8 protein-coding genes are annotated in these 16124 nt (G+C 57.1%); 1 reads left to right on the top strand and 7 read right to left on the bottom strand.

Annotation, left to right across the window (positions count from 1 at the left end; translation table 11 throughout):
• Positions 1-21: 21 nt before the first annotated feature.
• The 3 genes from HQN87_RS04450 to HQN87_RS04465 all read right to left on the bottom strand — a co-directional run bounded on the left by HQN87_RS04450 (position 22) and on the right by HQN87_RS04465 (position 9585).
• Positions 22-4212, bottom strand: coding sequence for a UvrD-helicase domain-containing protein (locus HQN87_RS04450; RefSeq protein ID WP_173128379.1), 4191 nt, complete (start codon positions 4210-4212; stop codon positions 22-24).
• The gene (locus HQN87_RS32235; RefSeq protein ID WP_254075349.1) at positions 4209-7871 is read right to left on the bottom strand and encodes a helicase-exonuclease subunit AddB family protein; all 3663 of its coding nucleotides are present in this window, start codon (positions 7869-7871) and stop codon (positions 4209-4211) included. The genes HQN87_RS04450 and HQN87_RS32235 overlap by 4 nt, the downstream gene beginning before the upstream one ends.
• A 313-nt stretch (positions 7872-8184) precedes the next feature.
• Positions 8185-9585 (bottom strand): class I SAM-dependent rRNA methyltransferase, encoded by a 1401-nt coding sequence (locus tag HQN87_RS04465; RefSeq protein WP_173128382.1) that lies wholly within the window; start codon positions 9583-9585, stop codon positions 8185-8187.
• Positions 9586-9691: 106 nt separating this feature from the next.
• Here HQN87_RS04465 and HQN87_RS04470 point away from each other — a divergent pair, with 106 nt between their 5' ends.
• Positions 9692-10681: a Na/Pi cotransporter family protein gene (locus tag HQN87_RS04470; RefSeq protein ID WP_173128385.1), complete on the top strand. Its 990-nt coding sequence runs from the start codon at positions 9692-9694 to the stop codon at positions 10679-10681.
• Between the two features lie 138 nt (positions 10682-10819).
• On the opposite strand, the gene HQN87_RS04475 is transcribed toward HQN87_RS04470, so the two are convergent.
• From HQN87_RS04475 to HQN87_RS04490, 4 genes are all read right to left on the bottom strand, one after another.
• Positions 10820-11245 carry an RpnC/YadD family protein gene (locus HQN87_RS04475; RefSeq protein WP_173128389.1) on the bottom strand — a complete coding sequence of 142 codons (426 nt, stop codon included), beginning with the start codon at positions 11243-11245 and terminating at the stop codon, positions 10820-10822.
• A gap of 99 nt (positions 11246-11344) precedes the next feature.
• Complete coding sequence (locus HQN87_RS04480; RefSeq protein WP_254075350.1) at positions 11345-13573, bottom strand: hypothetical protein; 2229 nt, start codon at positions 13571-13573, stop codon at positions 11345-11347.
• 265 nt (positions 13574-13838) lie between these two features.
• On the bottom strand, positions 13839-15191 hold the full coding sequence (mtaB, locus tag HQN87_RS04485) for a tRNA (N(6)-L-threonylcarbamoyladenosine(37)-C(2))-methylthiotransferase MtaB (RefSeq protein ID WP_173128396.1): 1353 nt from the start codon (positions 15189-15191) through the stop codon (positions 13839-13841).
• Positions 15192-15194: 3 nt separating this feature from the next.
• Positions 15195-15959: an RsmE family RNA methyltransferase gene (locus HQN87_RS04490; RefSeq protein WP_173128399.1), complete on the bottom strand. Its 765-nt coding sequence runs from the start codon at positions 15957-15959 to the stop codon at positions 15195-15197.
• Positions 15960-16124 lie beyond the last annotated feature (165 nt).

A 16124-nucleotide genomic window follows, 5' to 3' on the forward strand; every position in this document is an offset into this window, starting at 1 on the left:
TCATAGATTTGTATCCGAACCTCATAGCCTTACCGCGCGGCCCCCGTCGAAAAAGAACAGCCACACCTCGCTGACCGGCTCGCCCAGAATATCAAGCAGAGCCTTGCTGTACAGCTCCAGCTGGAAACGGTATTTCTCCGACAATAGCTTCAGCCCGTCTTCCTGCGGCGGTATAGCATCTGTTTTGTAATCCAGCAGAATCAGCCGCCCTTCTTCACGGAACAGGCAGTCAATTACCCCTTGGATCAGTACAGTTTCCTTGTAAGCACCTCTACCGTCTTCCCCTGCAAGCCCCGCGGCCGCTTCATTCAGATAGTCCAGCCCCTGGTAGGCTTCGTCCGCAGGTACGCTGTAGCTGAACGGCTGCTCTCTTGTCTTCCATGCGGATTGCATAAGCCTGCGGCCCAGTTCACTGCTGTAAAAGCCCTCAATCTCCTCCAGCGCCACTGCGTCCGCCTGCTCCCTGCTTAGAATAGCAAGCCTTACCAGACGCTCCAGCGTCGCTTCAAGGACCTGCCGGTTCAGCGGCTCATCCAGGGGAATATGCTGCATTACGGTGTGGTATGCCGTTCCGCGCTCGGCGGGGGTCAATCCCCGTGCCTCCATGAATCGGGGCCGCTGCAGATGCAGACTGTCCCTGTATCCATGTCCGCCAGCTCCGCTGCGCATTTCCCGTCCTTCTCCGGCAGCCCTCTCTTCCAAAAGATCATGGGAAGGCTGCTCCTGCATGGATAACAAGGCCTTCAGCTCGGTAACCGAGGTTTTGGCCGGAATGCCCGAAGCCGCTGCATAGGGATAAGCCCACTCCAGCCTGTCCGCAATCTGCTCCGCAGCTGGTGTTGCCAGCGAGGGGACGGCCTTGCCCCTGCGGAGGGCATCAAGCACCAGACTGCGCTGCCTGTTCTTGTCATGATCCTCGTCTGGTGACGCGAGGGTCCCGGAGCCCAGCTCCTGCACATTAACCGTTGTAATGCTCCAATTGGACTCATCCTGATGCAGTACGGTGGATACCGCTCCCTCGCTTCCGGCCAGCTTGCGCAGAATAGCCGCAGCAGGATGGCGGATTAGCGCCGGTCCGACCCAGTCCAGATAGCTGCGCCCCCGGGCCAGCAGATGGTCAGCCAGCAGCAGCTCTTCGCGGCCCTGCATGGCCGTCCAGCCGGATACCGTACGCGGCAAATCCCTCAGGGTGCCGACAAGAATCATTTTGTCGCGCGGACGGGTCAGCCCGACATAGAGCACACGCATCTCCTCCGCCAGCAGCTCCAGCCGTGAACGGCGGTTAATGGCGAGATAAGGCAGCGTCGGGTAGCTGACCCGCGTCTCCCGCTCCACAAAGCGGGGGCCGAAGCCCAGCTCCTTGTGCATCAGGAATGGAGAATGCAGATCCTGGCGGTTGAACATTTTGGCCATGCCTGCCAGGAAGACGACCGGGAACTCCAGACCCTTGGACTTATGAATCGTCATGATCCGCACGCCTCCGGCTTCCTCCCCGCTTCCGCCGGCAACACCCAGATCACCGCCATTCTCCCTCAGCCGCGAGATGAAGACAAGGAAACGGAACAACCCTCTGGCCGAGGTCTCATTCTCAAATTGAACCGCGCGGTCATAGAGTGCCCGGAGATTGTTCTGGCGCTGGAAGCCTCCAGGGAGTCCTCCGAGCCATTCCAGATACCCGCTCTCCCGGTAAATACGCCAGATTAACACACTCAGACTTCCCTGCCGGGCAGCATCTCTCCAGCCGTTAAGCAGATCGAGGAAGGCCTTCAGCTTGTTCCGGAGCTGCCCGTCAATTTCTCTCACCGCCTCAGAGACACCCGAATCCGCAGCAACCGTCTCCGGCGCCGCTTCCCGATTCCAGGCAACAAGATCGTCGCCGGGCAGCCTCTCCGCAGAAGCCGAGACTTCCCCCGCTGCTCCGTCATCATCTTCCAGTATTGCAGAAGCTGCCCAATTTGTAAGTGACGGTGTACCGGGCTGCACATTCCCGGTTTCCGCTTCCGGCTGCCAGTCCGCTGCTGCCACCAGTGCATCATAGAATGAGCCCTTGCTGCACAGCCGTACCTTCGCCAGCTCCTCCTCGCGCAGGTTCACCACCGGTGAACGCAGCACTCCGGCCAGGGGGATATCCTGGCGGGGATTATCGACGATCTGCAGCAGCGATAGCGCAATCTCCACCTCTGTAGCTTCAAAATAGCCCTTATTCTGGTCCCCGAATGCAGGGATACCTTCACCCCGCAGCTCCTCAATGATCTGCGGCGTCCACACACGGGCGGAGCGCAGAAGAATAACAATATCGCCGTATACGACCGGACGCATCATCCGCAGCGCTTTGTCGTAGATCAGGAGCGGCTCACCGCCGGTCATGCCTGTCATCTGCAGAATGCGCCGGGCAATAGCCCGGGCCTCCAGCTGCGCCGTCTCGCTCTCTACAGCTTCATTCTCCTGCTGGCCCAGCTCATCCTCCTCACCGGCTTCCTCCGTCGAACCGGGTGCAGATGCAGAAGCCCCTCGGTCAATCAGCAGCAGCTCTGGTGCAAAGTAAGTATCCGGCCCTTTCTCCTCCGCGCCGGGAAAGCTCGCCCCATAGACCAGCTCTGCGCGCTCGTCATAGCTTATTTCGGCTACATTACTGTCCATAATCTGCCGGAAAATCATATTCACGGCATTCACAACCTCCATACGGCTGCGGAAATTGCGGGCCAGATCTATAACCGATCCGCCGGCCAAGGCATCCCGGCCTGATGCGGACTCATCCTCCGCCGGTTCAACAGCGGGCTGTCCGCTGCTGAACCGGCGGTATTTGTCCAGGAACAGGCCCGGCTCAGCCAGGCGGAAGCGGTAGATACTCTGCTTCATATCCCCGACCATGAAGCGGTTGCCGGGGGACTCGCGGGAGATCAGACGGACAATCTCCTCCTGTACGCTATTCGTGTCCTGATATTCATCCAGCAGCACCTCATCGAACTGGCTGCGGTATTCCATCGCTGCATCTGAAGGCAGCGAGTGTCCCGGAACCGAATCCGGGTGACGCAGAATTTGCAGGCAATAATGCTCCAGATCACTGAAATCGACCAGGCCTCTGCCCGCCTTCTCCAGCCGGTAACGCTCGCCGAATTCAATAACGGTCTCCGCCAGCTCATGCATCAGCGGAGCCGCCTCATGCAGCTCCCCAAGGAATACCTCCGCCGGGCGGCCGAACAATGATTTCTGCAGCTCCAGCAAGCTTTTTTTGACATTGTCACGGATGGCCTTCACCCGCTCCTGAAGCCCTGGGTCCGTAGCATCCTTCTTGCACGGCCTCAGCTTGCTGAAAGAGATCTCCATGAATATGTCATACAGAGCGGACCATGGCTGATCTTCCACCGCCTCCAGCAATCCCTGCGCCATCTCCCTATCAGCTGCCAGATTGTCCGCATAAGGCGCCGGTCCCCCAGGCTGAAGGGCCATGTCCCTGCCCTGGTCCAGCTGGCTGATCGCCCCGCTTAGCGTCAGCTTCGCTTCGGCGAGGATGCTCTGCACCCAAGGCGAGTGGCTCAGCGACTGCGTATCCGGCAGCGAAAAGTCGGCAGCGGTATCCCGCAGCCATTGCCCCGGCCAGGGATGGCTGCGTGCGAAATCATGCAGCCGCTGAATCAGCGCATGCACAGCATCGTCACTGCGCTCACCGCTGAACCAGTCCGCCAGCCGTACGAATACCGTATCTTCGCCATCCGTGTTAACCTCACCGTATTTCTCCTCCATCAGTTCCTCCAGCAGCTCCTGGCGCATCATTTCCGCTTCATGCTCATTCAGAATGCGGAATCCTGGATCAATCGGAATCAGCTGGTAATACCGGCGGATGACCTCCAGACAGAAGGAATGCAGCGTTGTAATGGAGGCTCTGCCCAGCAGGGCAAGCTGGCGGCGCAAGTACTCATGCTCCGCATCCGCGCTCTCTTCCAGCTTACGCTCCAGCGCCTCACGGATACGCTGGCGCATCTCGGAGGCTGCTGCTTTGGTGAAGGTGGCCACCAGGAGCCGGTCCACACTGAAGCCCGCTTCCAGGTTGCTGATTTTGCGGATAATCCGCTCCACCAGCACCGCCGTCTTGCCGGAACCAGCTGCCGCCGCCACGAGGATATCGCTGCCGTGCTCGGCAATGGCGCTCCACTGGTCATCACTCCACAGACTGCCTTCAGGCTTCGCTTCTATTTCAGGTCTTAGGTTCACCGTTTCTCTCCTCCTTTGCGGGACAGCAGCTCCCAGATCGCGTCTTTGCCCGGCTTGCTCAGATGGTTGTATCCATTGCCCTCTACTGTCTCATCGAACTGGCACACCGGACGGAAAGAACAGAATGTGCAGGCTGTCTCCTGCTGGATACGGTAAGGCTTAATCGCCACATCGCCTTCTGTAATGCTTGTCCCGATATCCGATATAGTGCTGCGCACCGAAGTCAGCAGTTGTCCCCACTGCTCCGGCGTAGCTACAGACGCGCTGCTGTAGAAGCTGCCGTCGCTTTTGAGCGCAACAGGAACTATGGATGAATACCCTTTATCCAGTGTCGTATCCATCAGGGAGACCACCTCGCGGTCCGCCGTCAGCAGCCCCTTCATCTTGAAGCGCTTCATCAGCTCCTGCTCCGCCTGCTCCCGGTTCATTCCGTTGGCTGAAGCCAGCAGCGGATCATGAACATGGAAATATAACGCACCAGCCGGAAGGGCAGCTGTACCCAGCCATTGCTCCGAGTAGGTGAGCAGGACATCCAGGTAGGTCAGCATTTGCAGAGATAATCCATAGTAGACCTCATGCAGCTTAAGATCCTTCTGGCTGGATTTGTAATCAATAACCCGCAGCAGAACCCCCTGCTCGCCTTCCGCCTTGTCTACACGGTCAATTCGGCCGACCACCTCCATCACACAGCCGTTCGGCAGTGTAATTCTCAGCGGAGGCAGGTCCTTGCCCGGGCCGAAATCCAGCTCCAGTCCAACCGGCTCGAAGCTGCCCCGGCGCGAATGCTCACCGAGAATGACCGAGGCGCGGCCGACGATGTTCTTCAGCTTGCGCGAAATATAGCTGTAGCGCTTGCTGCTCATCAGAATCTCCCCCTGAAGCAGCGGAGAGAGACGGTCCACTGTCGCCCCCGCCTCCTTGCGGCATTCCTCAGCCGTCAGGCTGCCCCAGCTGCGCCCCTGCTCCTGAAGCTGCTTGGCCATCTCGCTTAAGGCCGCATGGAAAAGCTGACCGATATCCGGTGCCTGCAGCTTGTAGAGCTGGCGCTCCTTCAGCCTAAGTCCATAGGAGGCAAAGTGGGAGAACGAGCAAGCGACGAATTTCTCCATACGCGACACGCTTCCGCGCAGGGTAGAGCCGCCATACAACCTCAGACTGGTCTCCTTCTTCAGCCGGATGCCTTCATTGCGGTAGAACAGTGAACCCAGCAGCCGGTCAAGCTGCGGCTTCATCGGCTGCAGGAACGGCTGCCCGTTCACGCTTGAATCCGGCGAAGTACCTGTATGCGGGTCTACCTGTTTATCCGGCTCTGAATTCAGCATCACGCCTGAGTGCAGATCAACCGTTATATCTGAGAGCCTGTCTCCCGTTGAATCTGCCGGCCTTCCCGCCGCAAACCAGTTATACACATCCCACCATAATCCGGGAATCTCTGATCCCTGGCGCCACTGCCGGAGCTGAAGCATCAGCATGCGCAGAGATTGCTCGGGATGGCCGATATAGCTCATATGCACAGCCTCTCCGTCATCAGCTGGGGACGGCGATTGCGGAACTCCTGACATAAACTGTGGAACTAGCTGCTGGGAGAACAACTGCTGCAGCTGACGGATCACCTCCGAGGGCAAGAGTGCCTTGCCCTCATCATCTGCGGCGGCATAACTCACCCATAATTTCCGGCTGGCCGCCGTAAGCGCATTGTAGATCAGAAACCGTTCATCCAGCAGCTTGCGGGATGAGCCTGGACCAAGCTCCAGCCCGGACTTCTCCAGCAACAGGCGTTCCCCCTCGGACAAGATGCCGTCTTCCTTGAACTGTGCGGGAACGACACCTTCATTGAATCCCAGCAGGAACGCATACTTCACTCCGGACACCCGCGTCCGGTCCATCGTACCTATCAGCACCTGATCCAAGGCAGGCGGAACAAGCCCCAGCTTAAGCTCAGCCAGTCCGGTCTCCAGCACCCCGGCGAACAAACCGAATTCCATCCGTTCCTTACCCATCATCTCGGCAATCTGGTCGAGCAGATCCAGAACAGCGCCCCACAGCTGGTTATGCTCACGGGCCGCTTCAGGAAGGCCTTGCTTCAGCGCTTCCGCTCCCATCCGTTCCAGCTTGCGGGCGGCTTCCGTATCTTCCAGCAGAAGATAGACTGCCCTGCACAGCTCCAGACCGCTGCGGCTGGCTTTGATTCTCTGCTCAAAAGCCTGCAGCGGTCCTGTTACCGCTCTGCGGCAGGCCTCCATCCTGGCCAGCATCGCTTCATCCACGGCTTCACTGCCCTCCAGGGAGAGACGGGGAATGCCCTTCCAGGAGCGTCCGTCCGTCCAGCGGTAGCCGTGAATGCCGCAGGCCAGCACATAGTTCTCCAGCTCATCCATATGCGCCCGGGTAATACTCCCGTCCAGCGGAAGCAGCAGCTCTGTCTTCACACAGCGGAACACATCTTCATAACGCCAGCGGCGGCGGACCACATCCAGGGCAGAACGGATGAATTCCACCAGCGGATGATGCAGCTCATTCAGCTTCTGATCCAGGAAGAACGGAACCCCGAATTCCTGGAACAGCGGGGCAAGCAGCGGCTCATAATCCGCCATATTCCGCATGAATACAGCCATCTCGCCATATTTCGCCCCCGAATCTCTGGCCAGGTCCAGCATCTCACGCAGTACGCCCTCCACCTCGGTCCGGCGTGAAGCTGCTGCCCGGATACTGATAGCTTCATTCACCTGTTCGGCTGAACCTCCCCATGCCATCCGGCGCTGCAGCCCGCGCTCCAGATGGGCAAGTGCCGGACGGTCAATGAATCTGGGGAGCACCGGCGGAGCCAGCAGCTCATCCCATACTGTAAGGCCCAGTTCCTCCGCCATCCCGCGCAGCTTAATATAAGTAACTGCGGGCGGATGGAACAGCTCCAGCTCATGCGGAGCCTGTTCTGACGGATACGTCCGGTCAAGCGTCAGGGCAATGGTCATTTTGTCGGCGTATTGCATCAGCTCACGCAGAACGATGAATTCCTGGTTGGTGAAGCCGTGGAAGCCGTCCACCCAAATCTCTGAGCCGCGGAGGTAAGCCGAATCAATGATATGCTCAGCCAGTTCGGCCAGCCTGTCCTCTTCATCAATATAGAGCTGTGACATCTCCTGCTCCAGCTCGCTGTAGACGGTGTGCAGATCTTCCAGTTTGCCGGCCAGAATCGGACTTCCTCCCAGGGCATCCCGCATTCTGCCAAGCTGTTCTTCGAGGTCACCGGCTCCAAGGCAGCAGCGCTTGAGCTCCGTGTGCAGACTGCTGAGCCGTTCCACAAATCCGGGCCTGTCCGAAGAAGCGCCGAACAGCTTCAGTTCTTCCTTGCGCCGGCTGATAATCTTATAGATCAGCATCTTCTTGCCTTCTTCGCTGATCGGCAGACTTGCGCTGCCGCCGGTCTCCTGCTTCACCCGATAGGCCAGCCGCGAGAAGCTTAGCGTCTGTGCACGGATACTTCCCTGCACTTGGCCCGCTGCCAGCAGTCCGCGCTCCGCACCGAACGAGCCCTGCTCCGGCACCAGAAGAATAATCGGCGCTCCAAGCGGCTCTGACTTCAGCCGGGAGGATACCCTCTCCCATATTGTAGTAGTCTTGCCGCTGCCCGAGCGGCCGATGATAAAGTTAACCGTCATTTCAGCAGACCCCTTCCGTTGAACACTAGCACTCTATGCCAATCACAATCTATGTAACTCTCGTTCCAATAGTATAGCACACCTCCTCCGCGCGCTCCAGAACGTACGTTTGCCATAGTTTACAAATGCCTGCCACTGCAGATTTCCAGATGGATCCCGCTGTTCGCGGTGGAAATCCGGCGACAAGGCGCTCGTCATTTTCTCATTCAGCCTGCAACAGACGGATATTAATATTTCCTATAAAACAAGAAAAAAAGAGCCTCTATTAAAGAGACTCTCCTGCCTAACCGGCTATTTCGCCAGTCTACGACCTTTATTTGCTGCGCACTTCAAAGATGGCGAACTTCAGATAATGTCCTTCTTCTACGCCGAGAATCTGCGGATGGTCCTTGCCTGCGGCCCGCCATTCGATCAGTCTCAGCACCTTGCCCGCATCCTTGGCCGCCTCCATAATCGTATCCAGGAACAACTGCGGCTGCATATGGTACGAGCAGCTGGCGGTAACCAGATATCCACCTTCATTGACCAGCTTCATGCCTTGCAGATTGATGTCTTTGTAGCCGCGGACCGCACCTGCAACCGCACTTTTGGTCTTGGCAAAAGCGGGCGGGTCCAGAATCACGACATCCCACGTACGTCCGCCGCCGGCGGTCATCGGCTTCGCGGTGTCTGCCTTGGCTGCCGGTTTGGAGCCGGGCTTGGCCTCCGCCGCCGGGCCTGTAGCCCGCTCGCTGCGTTCCTCTTGTCCCTTGACCTGATTGCGCAGGAAGGCGAACGCATCATCCACCACGAACTCAACCCGGTCGCTGAATCCGTTGATCTCTACATTGGCCTTCGCACTCTCGATGGCATGTGCGGAGACATCCAGGCAGGTTACTTTCTTGGCGCCGTACTTGCAGGCATGCAGCGTGAAGCTTCCGGTATGCGCGAAGCATTCCAGTACGGTAGCACCGTCCCAGTACGGGAAGGAGACCGGCTTGCCGCTTTTGTTAACCGGCAGCGTCTGGAGTGTACCGTCCTCGGCCTCTATACTCTGCAGTGTAATTCCGCTGCGTCCGCCCCAGCCCTTCATCAGCGGAGCGATAGACGCCCTGTTCTCCCGCTGATCGAAGAAGTACCCTGTCTTCTGCCCCTCTTCAATATCCACAATCACCTTCAGCCCATTCTCACTAACGGTGATGTGACGCGGGCATTCGCCGTAGAGCACACCCGTGGTCTGTTCCAGTCCCTCCAGCTCCCGTACACTGACATCGCTCCGCTCGTAGATGCCCCGCGGCGCCACCACCTGTACCAGCGCTTCAACAATCTCGGACCGGTGCTGATCCATCGCCAGCGTCAACAGCTGCACCACGAGCACCTCACCGAAGCGGTCGATCACCAGCCCCGGCAGAAAATCCGCTTCCCCATACACCAGACGATAGGCGTCTGCCCCCGGCAGGAAACGTTCCCTGTGCCGCAGACAATCCGCGAACCGTTCTGCAAAAAACGCCGTGTCCATCGCTGCAAGCTTACGCTGCGACAGGATTCTTACCCGGATCTGCGAGGCCGGATTGTAATAACCGGTAGCCAGATAACGCCCCTGGTGATTCAGTACATCCACCAGTCCTCCTGCCTGCGGCTCTCCGTCCACCGAGGCCACTTCGCTGGCGTAGACCCATGGATGGCCCTGCTCCAGTCTTTTTTTACGGTTACGTTCCAGAATTACCGATGCCAATGACTTCAACTCCCTGTTCTTGTCTTGTTGCCGGATTAATATACATGTCCCACGCCTGGCGTTCATATATTGGGTACAACCCCTGTTCAAAAAGGAGCCTGTCCTTATGATCCGTGAACTGCTATTCCCTGTCCTTTACGGTCTTGCCATATTCCTCGCCGGCATGAAGGTGATGGAAGCTTCACTGTCACGGCTGGCCGGTCCGCTGCTGAAGCGCAGCCTGCACAAGGCTACCTCTACACCGGCCAAAGGCCTGATTGCCAGCGCCTTGCTGTCTGCGCTGCTACAGAGCAGCACCGCCGTGACGGTGCTGACCATCAGCATGGTCAATGCCGGGCTGCTGACCTATGCCCGCACGCTCGGCATTATTCTCGGCAGCAATATCGGCACCTGCCTGACGACAGAGCTGATCAGCCTGCAGATCAGCACACTGGCTATGCCGCTGCTGATCGCCGCGCTCTGCCTGTGGGCCGCCGCCGTGATGGCCGGCGAGCTGCCGCCGCAGTCGTGGCGGCTGCTTGAGACCTGCCGCCGAATCTCGGGACCGCTGCAGTTCATCTGCCTGGCGGTATTCGGATTCGCACTGATCCTGTGGGGCATCGCGGTCATGCAGTCCATCGGCCCCGCTCTTGAAGGCAGCGGCCTGTTCCGCTGGTTCCTTGGTCATGCCGCCACCAGCGCGCTCTGGGGCCTGGCCGCCGGGGCCGTGCTGACCGCGATGGTGCACAGCAGCGCGGCGGTCATCGGCATGGCGATGGGCCTCGCTACCAGCGGCGTGATGCCTCCAGCACTTGGCATTGCCATTGTCCTCGGCGCGAACATCGGCACCTGCGCCACTGCCGTCATTGCCGCCATCGGCAGTACGCCTTCCGGCGTATTCGTCGCCTGGTCGCATGTGACGCTCAATGTCGGCGGCGCCCTGCTGTTCCTGCCTTTTATAGGGCCGCTGCAGTCCCTATCCGCCTGGATCGGCGGCGGGCCTGCCGCTCAGCTGGCCCACGCCCAGACTCTGTTCAATGTCGTCTGCTCACTTGGGGTGCTGCCGCTATGTTATCTGCCTGTATGGTCCAGGCTGGAGCAGCGGCTGCAGCCCTGAGCCTTCCGAGAATCGTGATCGCCGCCCTAATTATACTGCAAACAGCCCCGCAGTTCTAATCAAGGATTTCTCTGTCAACCAGCGGGAATTCATGCACGAAAAAAAAGACCTTGGGTAACATTCACCCCGGGTCTATATCTACATCAGCTTCTTAATCTTATCGAGTGGCAATTCGACGGCCTCTGATACCGCTTCCGGAGAAAATCCATGGAGCAGCAATTTACGGATAAGCTCCGCTTGGCCTTCTTCTTTGCCTTCCTCTATTCCTTCGGCTTTGCCCTCTTCGTATCCCCAACGTTTCCAGGCTGGCATCAATTCCATTATGGCTTCCCCCTCCTCCGGGTAATGATCTATTAATTCTCTTAGAATCTCCTCATCCTGTGTCCGGTCCGGCTTGAAATACAAATCCGCCACCGACATAATTAGCGCCAATCGCCCCTGATCCAATCGCGTCCGGAGCTTCATGAACATACGCAGGAATTCCCGGCGTACTTCCCTTGCTTCTCTTGTAGTATAACCCATCTTGGCTAATAACGCAGCAGCCACCGCATTGTCCGAATTCATAAATTGCCCTACTTAACTCAACAAAAAAGACCCGCACACCGTCCGCTGGACGAATGCACAGGTCTGGTTGCTGCCTTAACCGCCAGCAGCAGCATTACACTATTTCACACTGACCGATACCGATACTGTCTTGGTACCCAGCTTTCCTTTAACAGATGTAGTTCCCTTGCTTACCGCTGTAATCATACCGGATGCGTTCACCTTGGCTACAGAGGATTTGGAGCTGGTCCAGACCATGCTTCCCGTGACTACCGCAGTCTGGCCGGTATCATACAGCGCAGTTACAACCACGCTTTTGCCTGCACCCGGCGCAAGGCTCAGCCGCTTCTCACTGACCGTCAGCTTCATCAGCTTGGGAACAACATTGATCTTGACCGTTGCCTGAATTCCCTGATAGGAGCCGCTCAGTGTAGTTGTACCTTCTGCCAAGGCTTTGACGGAAGTGCCTTTGATCGAGGCTACAGCAGGGTTAGAGGATTCCCAGTTCATCGCCCCTGAGAAGTTGGCAGATTTGCCGTTGGAGAAATACCCGGTGACCTTAATACTCTTGGAGGCCTTGATATTCATCTCCAGCGTTGCCGGTTCCACAACCAGCTTCACAACCTTCTGTTCAATCGTTACCGGAACACTGATCGTCTTGTTGGAGTAGGTGCCCTTCAGGGTCGCCGTCCCTTTGACCAGTCCCTTGATCGTCTTGGCAGCAGTGGTCTGCTTAAGAACCGCATTGCTGCCGCTCAGCTCCCATTTGATGCTTCCCGATACATCCAGCTCGTCGCCATTCTCCAGCACAGCCTGGACAGCGGGCAGCGGCAATTCTTCACCGATTACTACTCCCAGAGCAGCATCGGGTCCAATCAGGACAAGCACTTTATTCTGAACCGTTACAGTAAACTGAACGCTTTTGGAGCGGATGGCTGCAGCGGAGGCGGAATTCACTTCGCCAGCCTTGAGCTTCCCGGTCAGGATAGCTGTGCCTGCCTTGCCGCCAACCAGCTTCCCGTCCTTGATGGAGACAATCTCTTCATTCGCAGAGGTCCAATCCATCTCATCGCTGATATCCAGCTTGCTTCCATCATACTTGGTTCCGTTCACCTTCGGCAGGCTTACAGCATCCGCCGTGTATATTTCCTGTTCCGTCTTCTCCAGACTGAGCTCCGTCAGGGTTGGAAGGACGGTGATTTTGAAGGTTTTGCTGATGCCCAGATAACTCGCCTTAATGATCGAGGTCCCTACCGCTTTACCTGTAACCGTGGCAAAAGCGTTGGCCGCATCCGCCGTATTGGCAGTCACCGTAGCGTTCATCAGGTTGTCAGAGGTCCAGACTGCGGATGCTGTTTCGTTCGAGGTCGAATTGACCGCATTGCGCATCATTGCCGTTACATTCAGACTCTCCCCCAGGAAAAGTGACTGGTCGCCGGAAGGCTTCAGCACAAGCGCTTCATATGGTGCGCGCACATAGACATCCACCGACTGGGTGACACCCAGATAGCTTGCGGTAATGACAGTCTTGCCCACGCCGAGAATGGTAATCTCGCCGTCTTTTACTGTAGCTACACTTTCGCTGGAGCTGCTCCACTCTGCCTCTTTGTCGATCGTGAGCTCTGGACTCACCGCTGTGGCTTTGGTCACCGCAGTCACATGCACCGGATTATCCCCGACCAGCATTTCGAGTTCTTTGACAACAGTGCCGCTCTTGTCTTTGAGCATAATGGCGGCATAAGGAAGCTCCACCACCGCTTTGATCGTCTCGGTTAATCCTTTGTACTTGGCGGTAATCGTAGCCTTACCTTCACCTACCAGCGTAATCTTACCTGCTGCAATGGTCAGCACGCCAGTATTCGAGCTGCTCCATTCAACGTCCTTCGTTACATCCTTCTGCGCCGTGGCTGAAGTTCCGCCGATGGCGGTTGCCGTAACGGACAGCAATTCCTCTTTGTCGCCTAATTTATAGCTGCCCTCTGTACTGCGGGTCAATTTCAGTTCCTTGAAGGAATGGGAGACCGACACCTCTACCGAAGCTATTGCATTATTGTAGGTTGCTGTAATCATTGCCGTTCCGGCATCCACCGGCTTCAGCTGGCCGTTCAGTACCGTTACGACTTCCTGCTTCGAGGAGGTCCATGTGGCGGCTGCCGTTACATCCCGTTTGGAAGCGGAGCCCTCTACATTGGCATATACCTTAAGCTGCTTCGGCGACTGGCCAACGGTAAGTTCTACCTTGGCGGAGCTGTCGAATTCAATAGAGATAGTGTCTCCAGCAGCGGCAAAGACGGTTACCGGAAAAGCTGCAGCAACGAGCAATATCATAATGAGGAGCGTTTTTGTCATTTTCCTGTACACGGTCATCTGTTCTCTCCTTAGACGGTCTTATTATCGGTGGATTTTTACCACACTCTTCCACTATATCGACAAATAAGGCCCAAGTCTTTACCCTATTTTCAGTTTTTTTCAAATCCCGGGCAAATTCAGGTCTTTGTAACTATATAGCTCCTACAGCTCCAAAATTCCCTTCCGCCCTTACGAGCTAACGAAAAAAGGATGTCTAGTCGCCATCAGGGCTAAATAGACATCCTTTCATTGGTAAGTCTCTGTCCTAACGGACACTTCCGCCCAGCCCGGCTGCTGCCGGCTGGCTCACACTGACAAGCTCACCGCGGCATTCATTCACGCCGGCTTCCGTTACCTTCACCTGGCACAGCTCACCCTGCAGCGAATCATCGCCCGGGAACAGAATCTGGAGATAATTGTCGCTGAAGCCATGCTGTATGCTGCGTCCTGCCGAGCCTTTGGCAGCACGCTCCGGGATAACGGACAACGTCTTGCCGACGAAGCTCCGGGCATAGGCCAGTTGCATCTCTTCGGAGAGATCAATCAATTCCTGCACACGCGCATTCTTGATCTCTTCATCGACCTGATTCAGCATCCGTGCCGCCGGGGTCCCGGTCCGTTTGGAATACGGGAACACATGCATCTCGGAATAGTTGACCGCCTTCATGAAGTCATAGCCAGCCCGGAACATCTCGTCCGTCTCGCCCGGGAAGCCGACGATCACATCGGTTGTAATCCCCACATCCGGCATGGCCTGGCGGATTAGCTGCATTTTGGCAAAATACTCTTCCGTAGTATACTTCCGGCGCATCGCCTTCAGTACCTCGTTATGGCCCGCCTGGAGCGGAATATGCAGATGACGGCACATCTTCGTGCTGCGGTTCAGCACCTCCATCAGCTTCTCGTCAATCTGGCTCGCCTCGATGGAGCTGATCCGTACCCGCTCCAGCCCATCCACCTTATCCAGCTCCCAGAGCAGATCCGCGAGACGGTAGTTATCCAGATCATCGCCGTACCCCCCGGTATGAATGCCCGTCAACACGAACTCCTTGTAACCGGCTTCCACCAGCTGGTGCGCCTGGGCCACAATGGATTTCGGATCACGGCTGCGCGACAGGCCGCGCGACCAGGGAATGATACAGAATGTGCAGAAGTTGTTGCAGCCATCCTGAATCTTCATGAACGCCCGCGTCCGGTCGGCGAACCCGGGCACATCCATCTCCTCGAATTCCCGTGTCTTCATAATGTTGCGGACTGCATTCACCGGCTGGCGTGATTCCTGAATATTCTTCACATGGGTCATGATCTGTTCACGGTCCTGGTTGCCGATGACCAGATCCACTCCGGGGATGTCCAGAATCTCTCCGGGTGAGGTCTGCGCATAGCAGCCGGTTACCGCTACAATAGCGTCCGGATTGCGGCGCACGGCCCGGCGGATCATCTGCCGGCTTTTTTTGTCGCCCGTATTGGTCACCGTACAGGTGTTAATCAGATAGACATCGGCGGTACCCTCGAAATCCACCTGCTCGTATCCATCATTCTTAAATAGCTGCCAGATGGCTTCAGTATCATAGAAATTGACTTTGCATCCCAACGTATAAAAAGCTACGGATGGCATTGTTTAAGCTCCCCCCATTTCTCCGGATTCATATAAAATGCAGGCGGCGGCAACCATACCTGCGGTTTCACAGCGCAGAATACGCGGACCCAGGCCGACAGAGACGGCTCCGGCTTCTTCAGCCTGGCGGCACTCCTCCAGGCTGAAGCCGCCCTCCGGCCCAACCACAATCATCACCTTGGCGGCAGCATCCTGCGGAAGCGATGCCAGCCACGGCGCGGCTGCGCTGCGGAGCTGCAGCCCCTCTTCCTTCTCATAACAGAAGTACACGGCATCATACCCGCTGAAGCTGCTCAGCAGCAGCCTCCAGTTGAGCGGCGAACGCACTTCCGGAACGATGTTCCGGTGGGCCTGCTCAGCGGCCTCCTTGCAGATTTTGCGCCAGCGTTCTACCCGCTTGCTCTCCTTGCGCTCATCGTATTGCACAATGGTCCGCTCCGAGAGAAAAGGCGTGAAGGCCACCGCACCAATCTCGGTGCATTTCTGGATAACCGTCTCCAGCTTGTCCCCTTTGGGCAGGCTCTGGGCAACGGTAATCTGGATACGCGCCTCATGCGTCATGGCCAAGGGCTCCAGTATACTCACGGTAACCAGGCCAATCTCTATTTCAGCGATCTCGGCCAGCGCCTCGCGGGACACACCGTCGCTGACGATCAGCTTGTCCCCGGCCTTGCCGCGCATCACCTTGGCAATATGACGGGCGTCTTCGCCGTCAATGCTAACCCTGTCTTGTCCGAACTGTGCCGGAGTTACGAAATAACGCTGCATCTCTCATCCTCATCCTGTCCGTTATTCAGCGTAAAAGCGGCGTAGTCCCCGTCATCACAGGTTCCGGCCGCCGCTTCACACACATCATTCATGCTCGTAAAATAATCACATTATATTCTACAACGTTTGTCCTGGACTGAACAGCCCCTGTCCGTACTGCTGTAC

It is taken from the genome of Paenibacillus tritici (genome assembly GCF_013204885.1).
GTDB lineage: Bacteria > Bacillota > Bacilli > Paenibacillales > Paenibacillaceae > Paenibacillus_AQ > Paenibacillus_AQ tritici.

Bases quoted from the DNA above. Each gene is read 5' to 3' on its own strand.
- HQN87_RS32235 (WP_254075349.1), bottom strand. From the start codon at position 7,871: ATGACGGTTAACTTTATCATCGGCCGCTCGGGCAGCGGCAAGACTACT.
- HQN87_RS04470 (WP_173128385.1), top strand. From the start codon at position 9,692: ATGATCCGTGAACTGCTATTCCCTGTCCTTTACGGTCTTGCCATATTC.
- HQN87_RS04475 (WP_173128389.1), bottom strand. From the start codon at position 11,245: ATGAATTCGGACAATGCGGTGGCTGCTGCGTTATTAGCCAAGATGGGT.
- HQN87_RS04480 (WP_254075350.1), bottom strand. From the start codon at position 13,573: ATGACAAAAACGCTCCTCATTATGATATTGCTCGTTGCTGCAGCTTTT.
- mtaB (WP_173128396.1), bottom strand. From the start codon at position 15,191: ATGCCATCCGTAGCTTTTTATACGTTGGGATGCAAAGTCAATTTCTAT.
- HQN87_RS04490 (WP_173128399.1), bottom strand. From the start codon at position 15,959: ATGCAGCGTTATTTCGTAACTCCGGCACAGTTCGGACAAGACAGGGTT.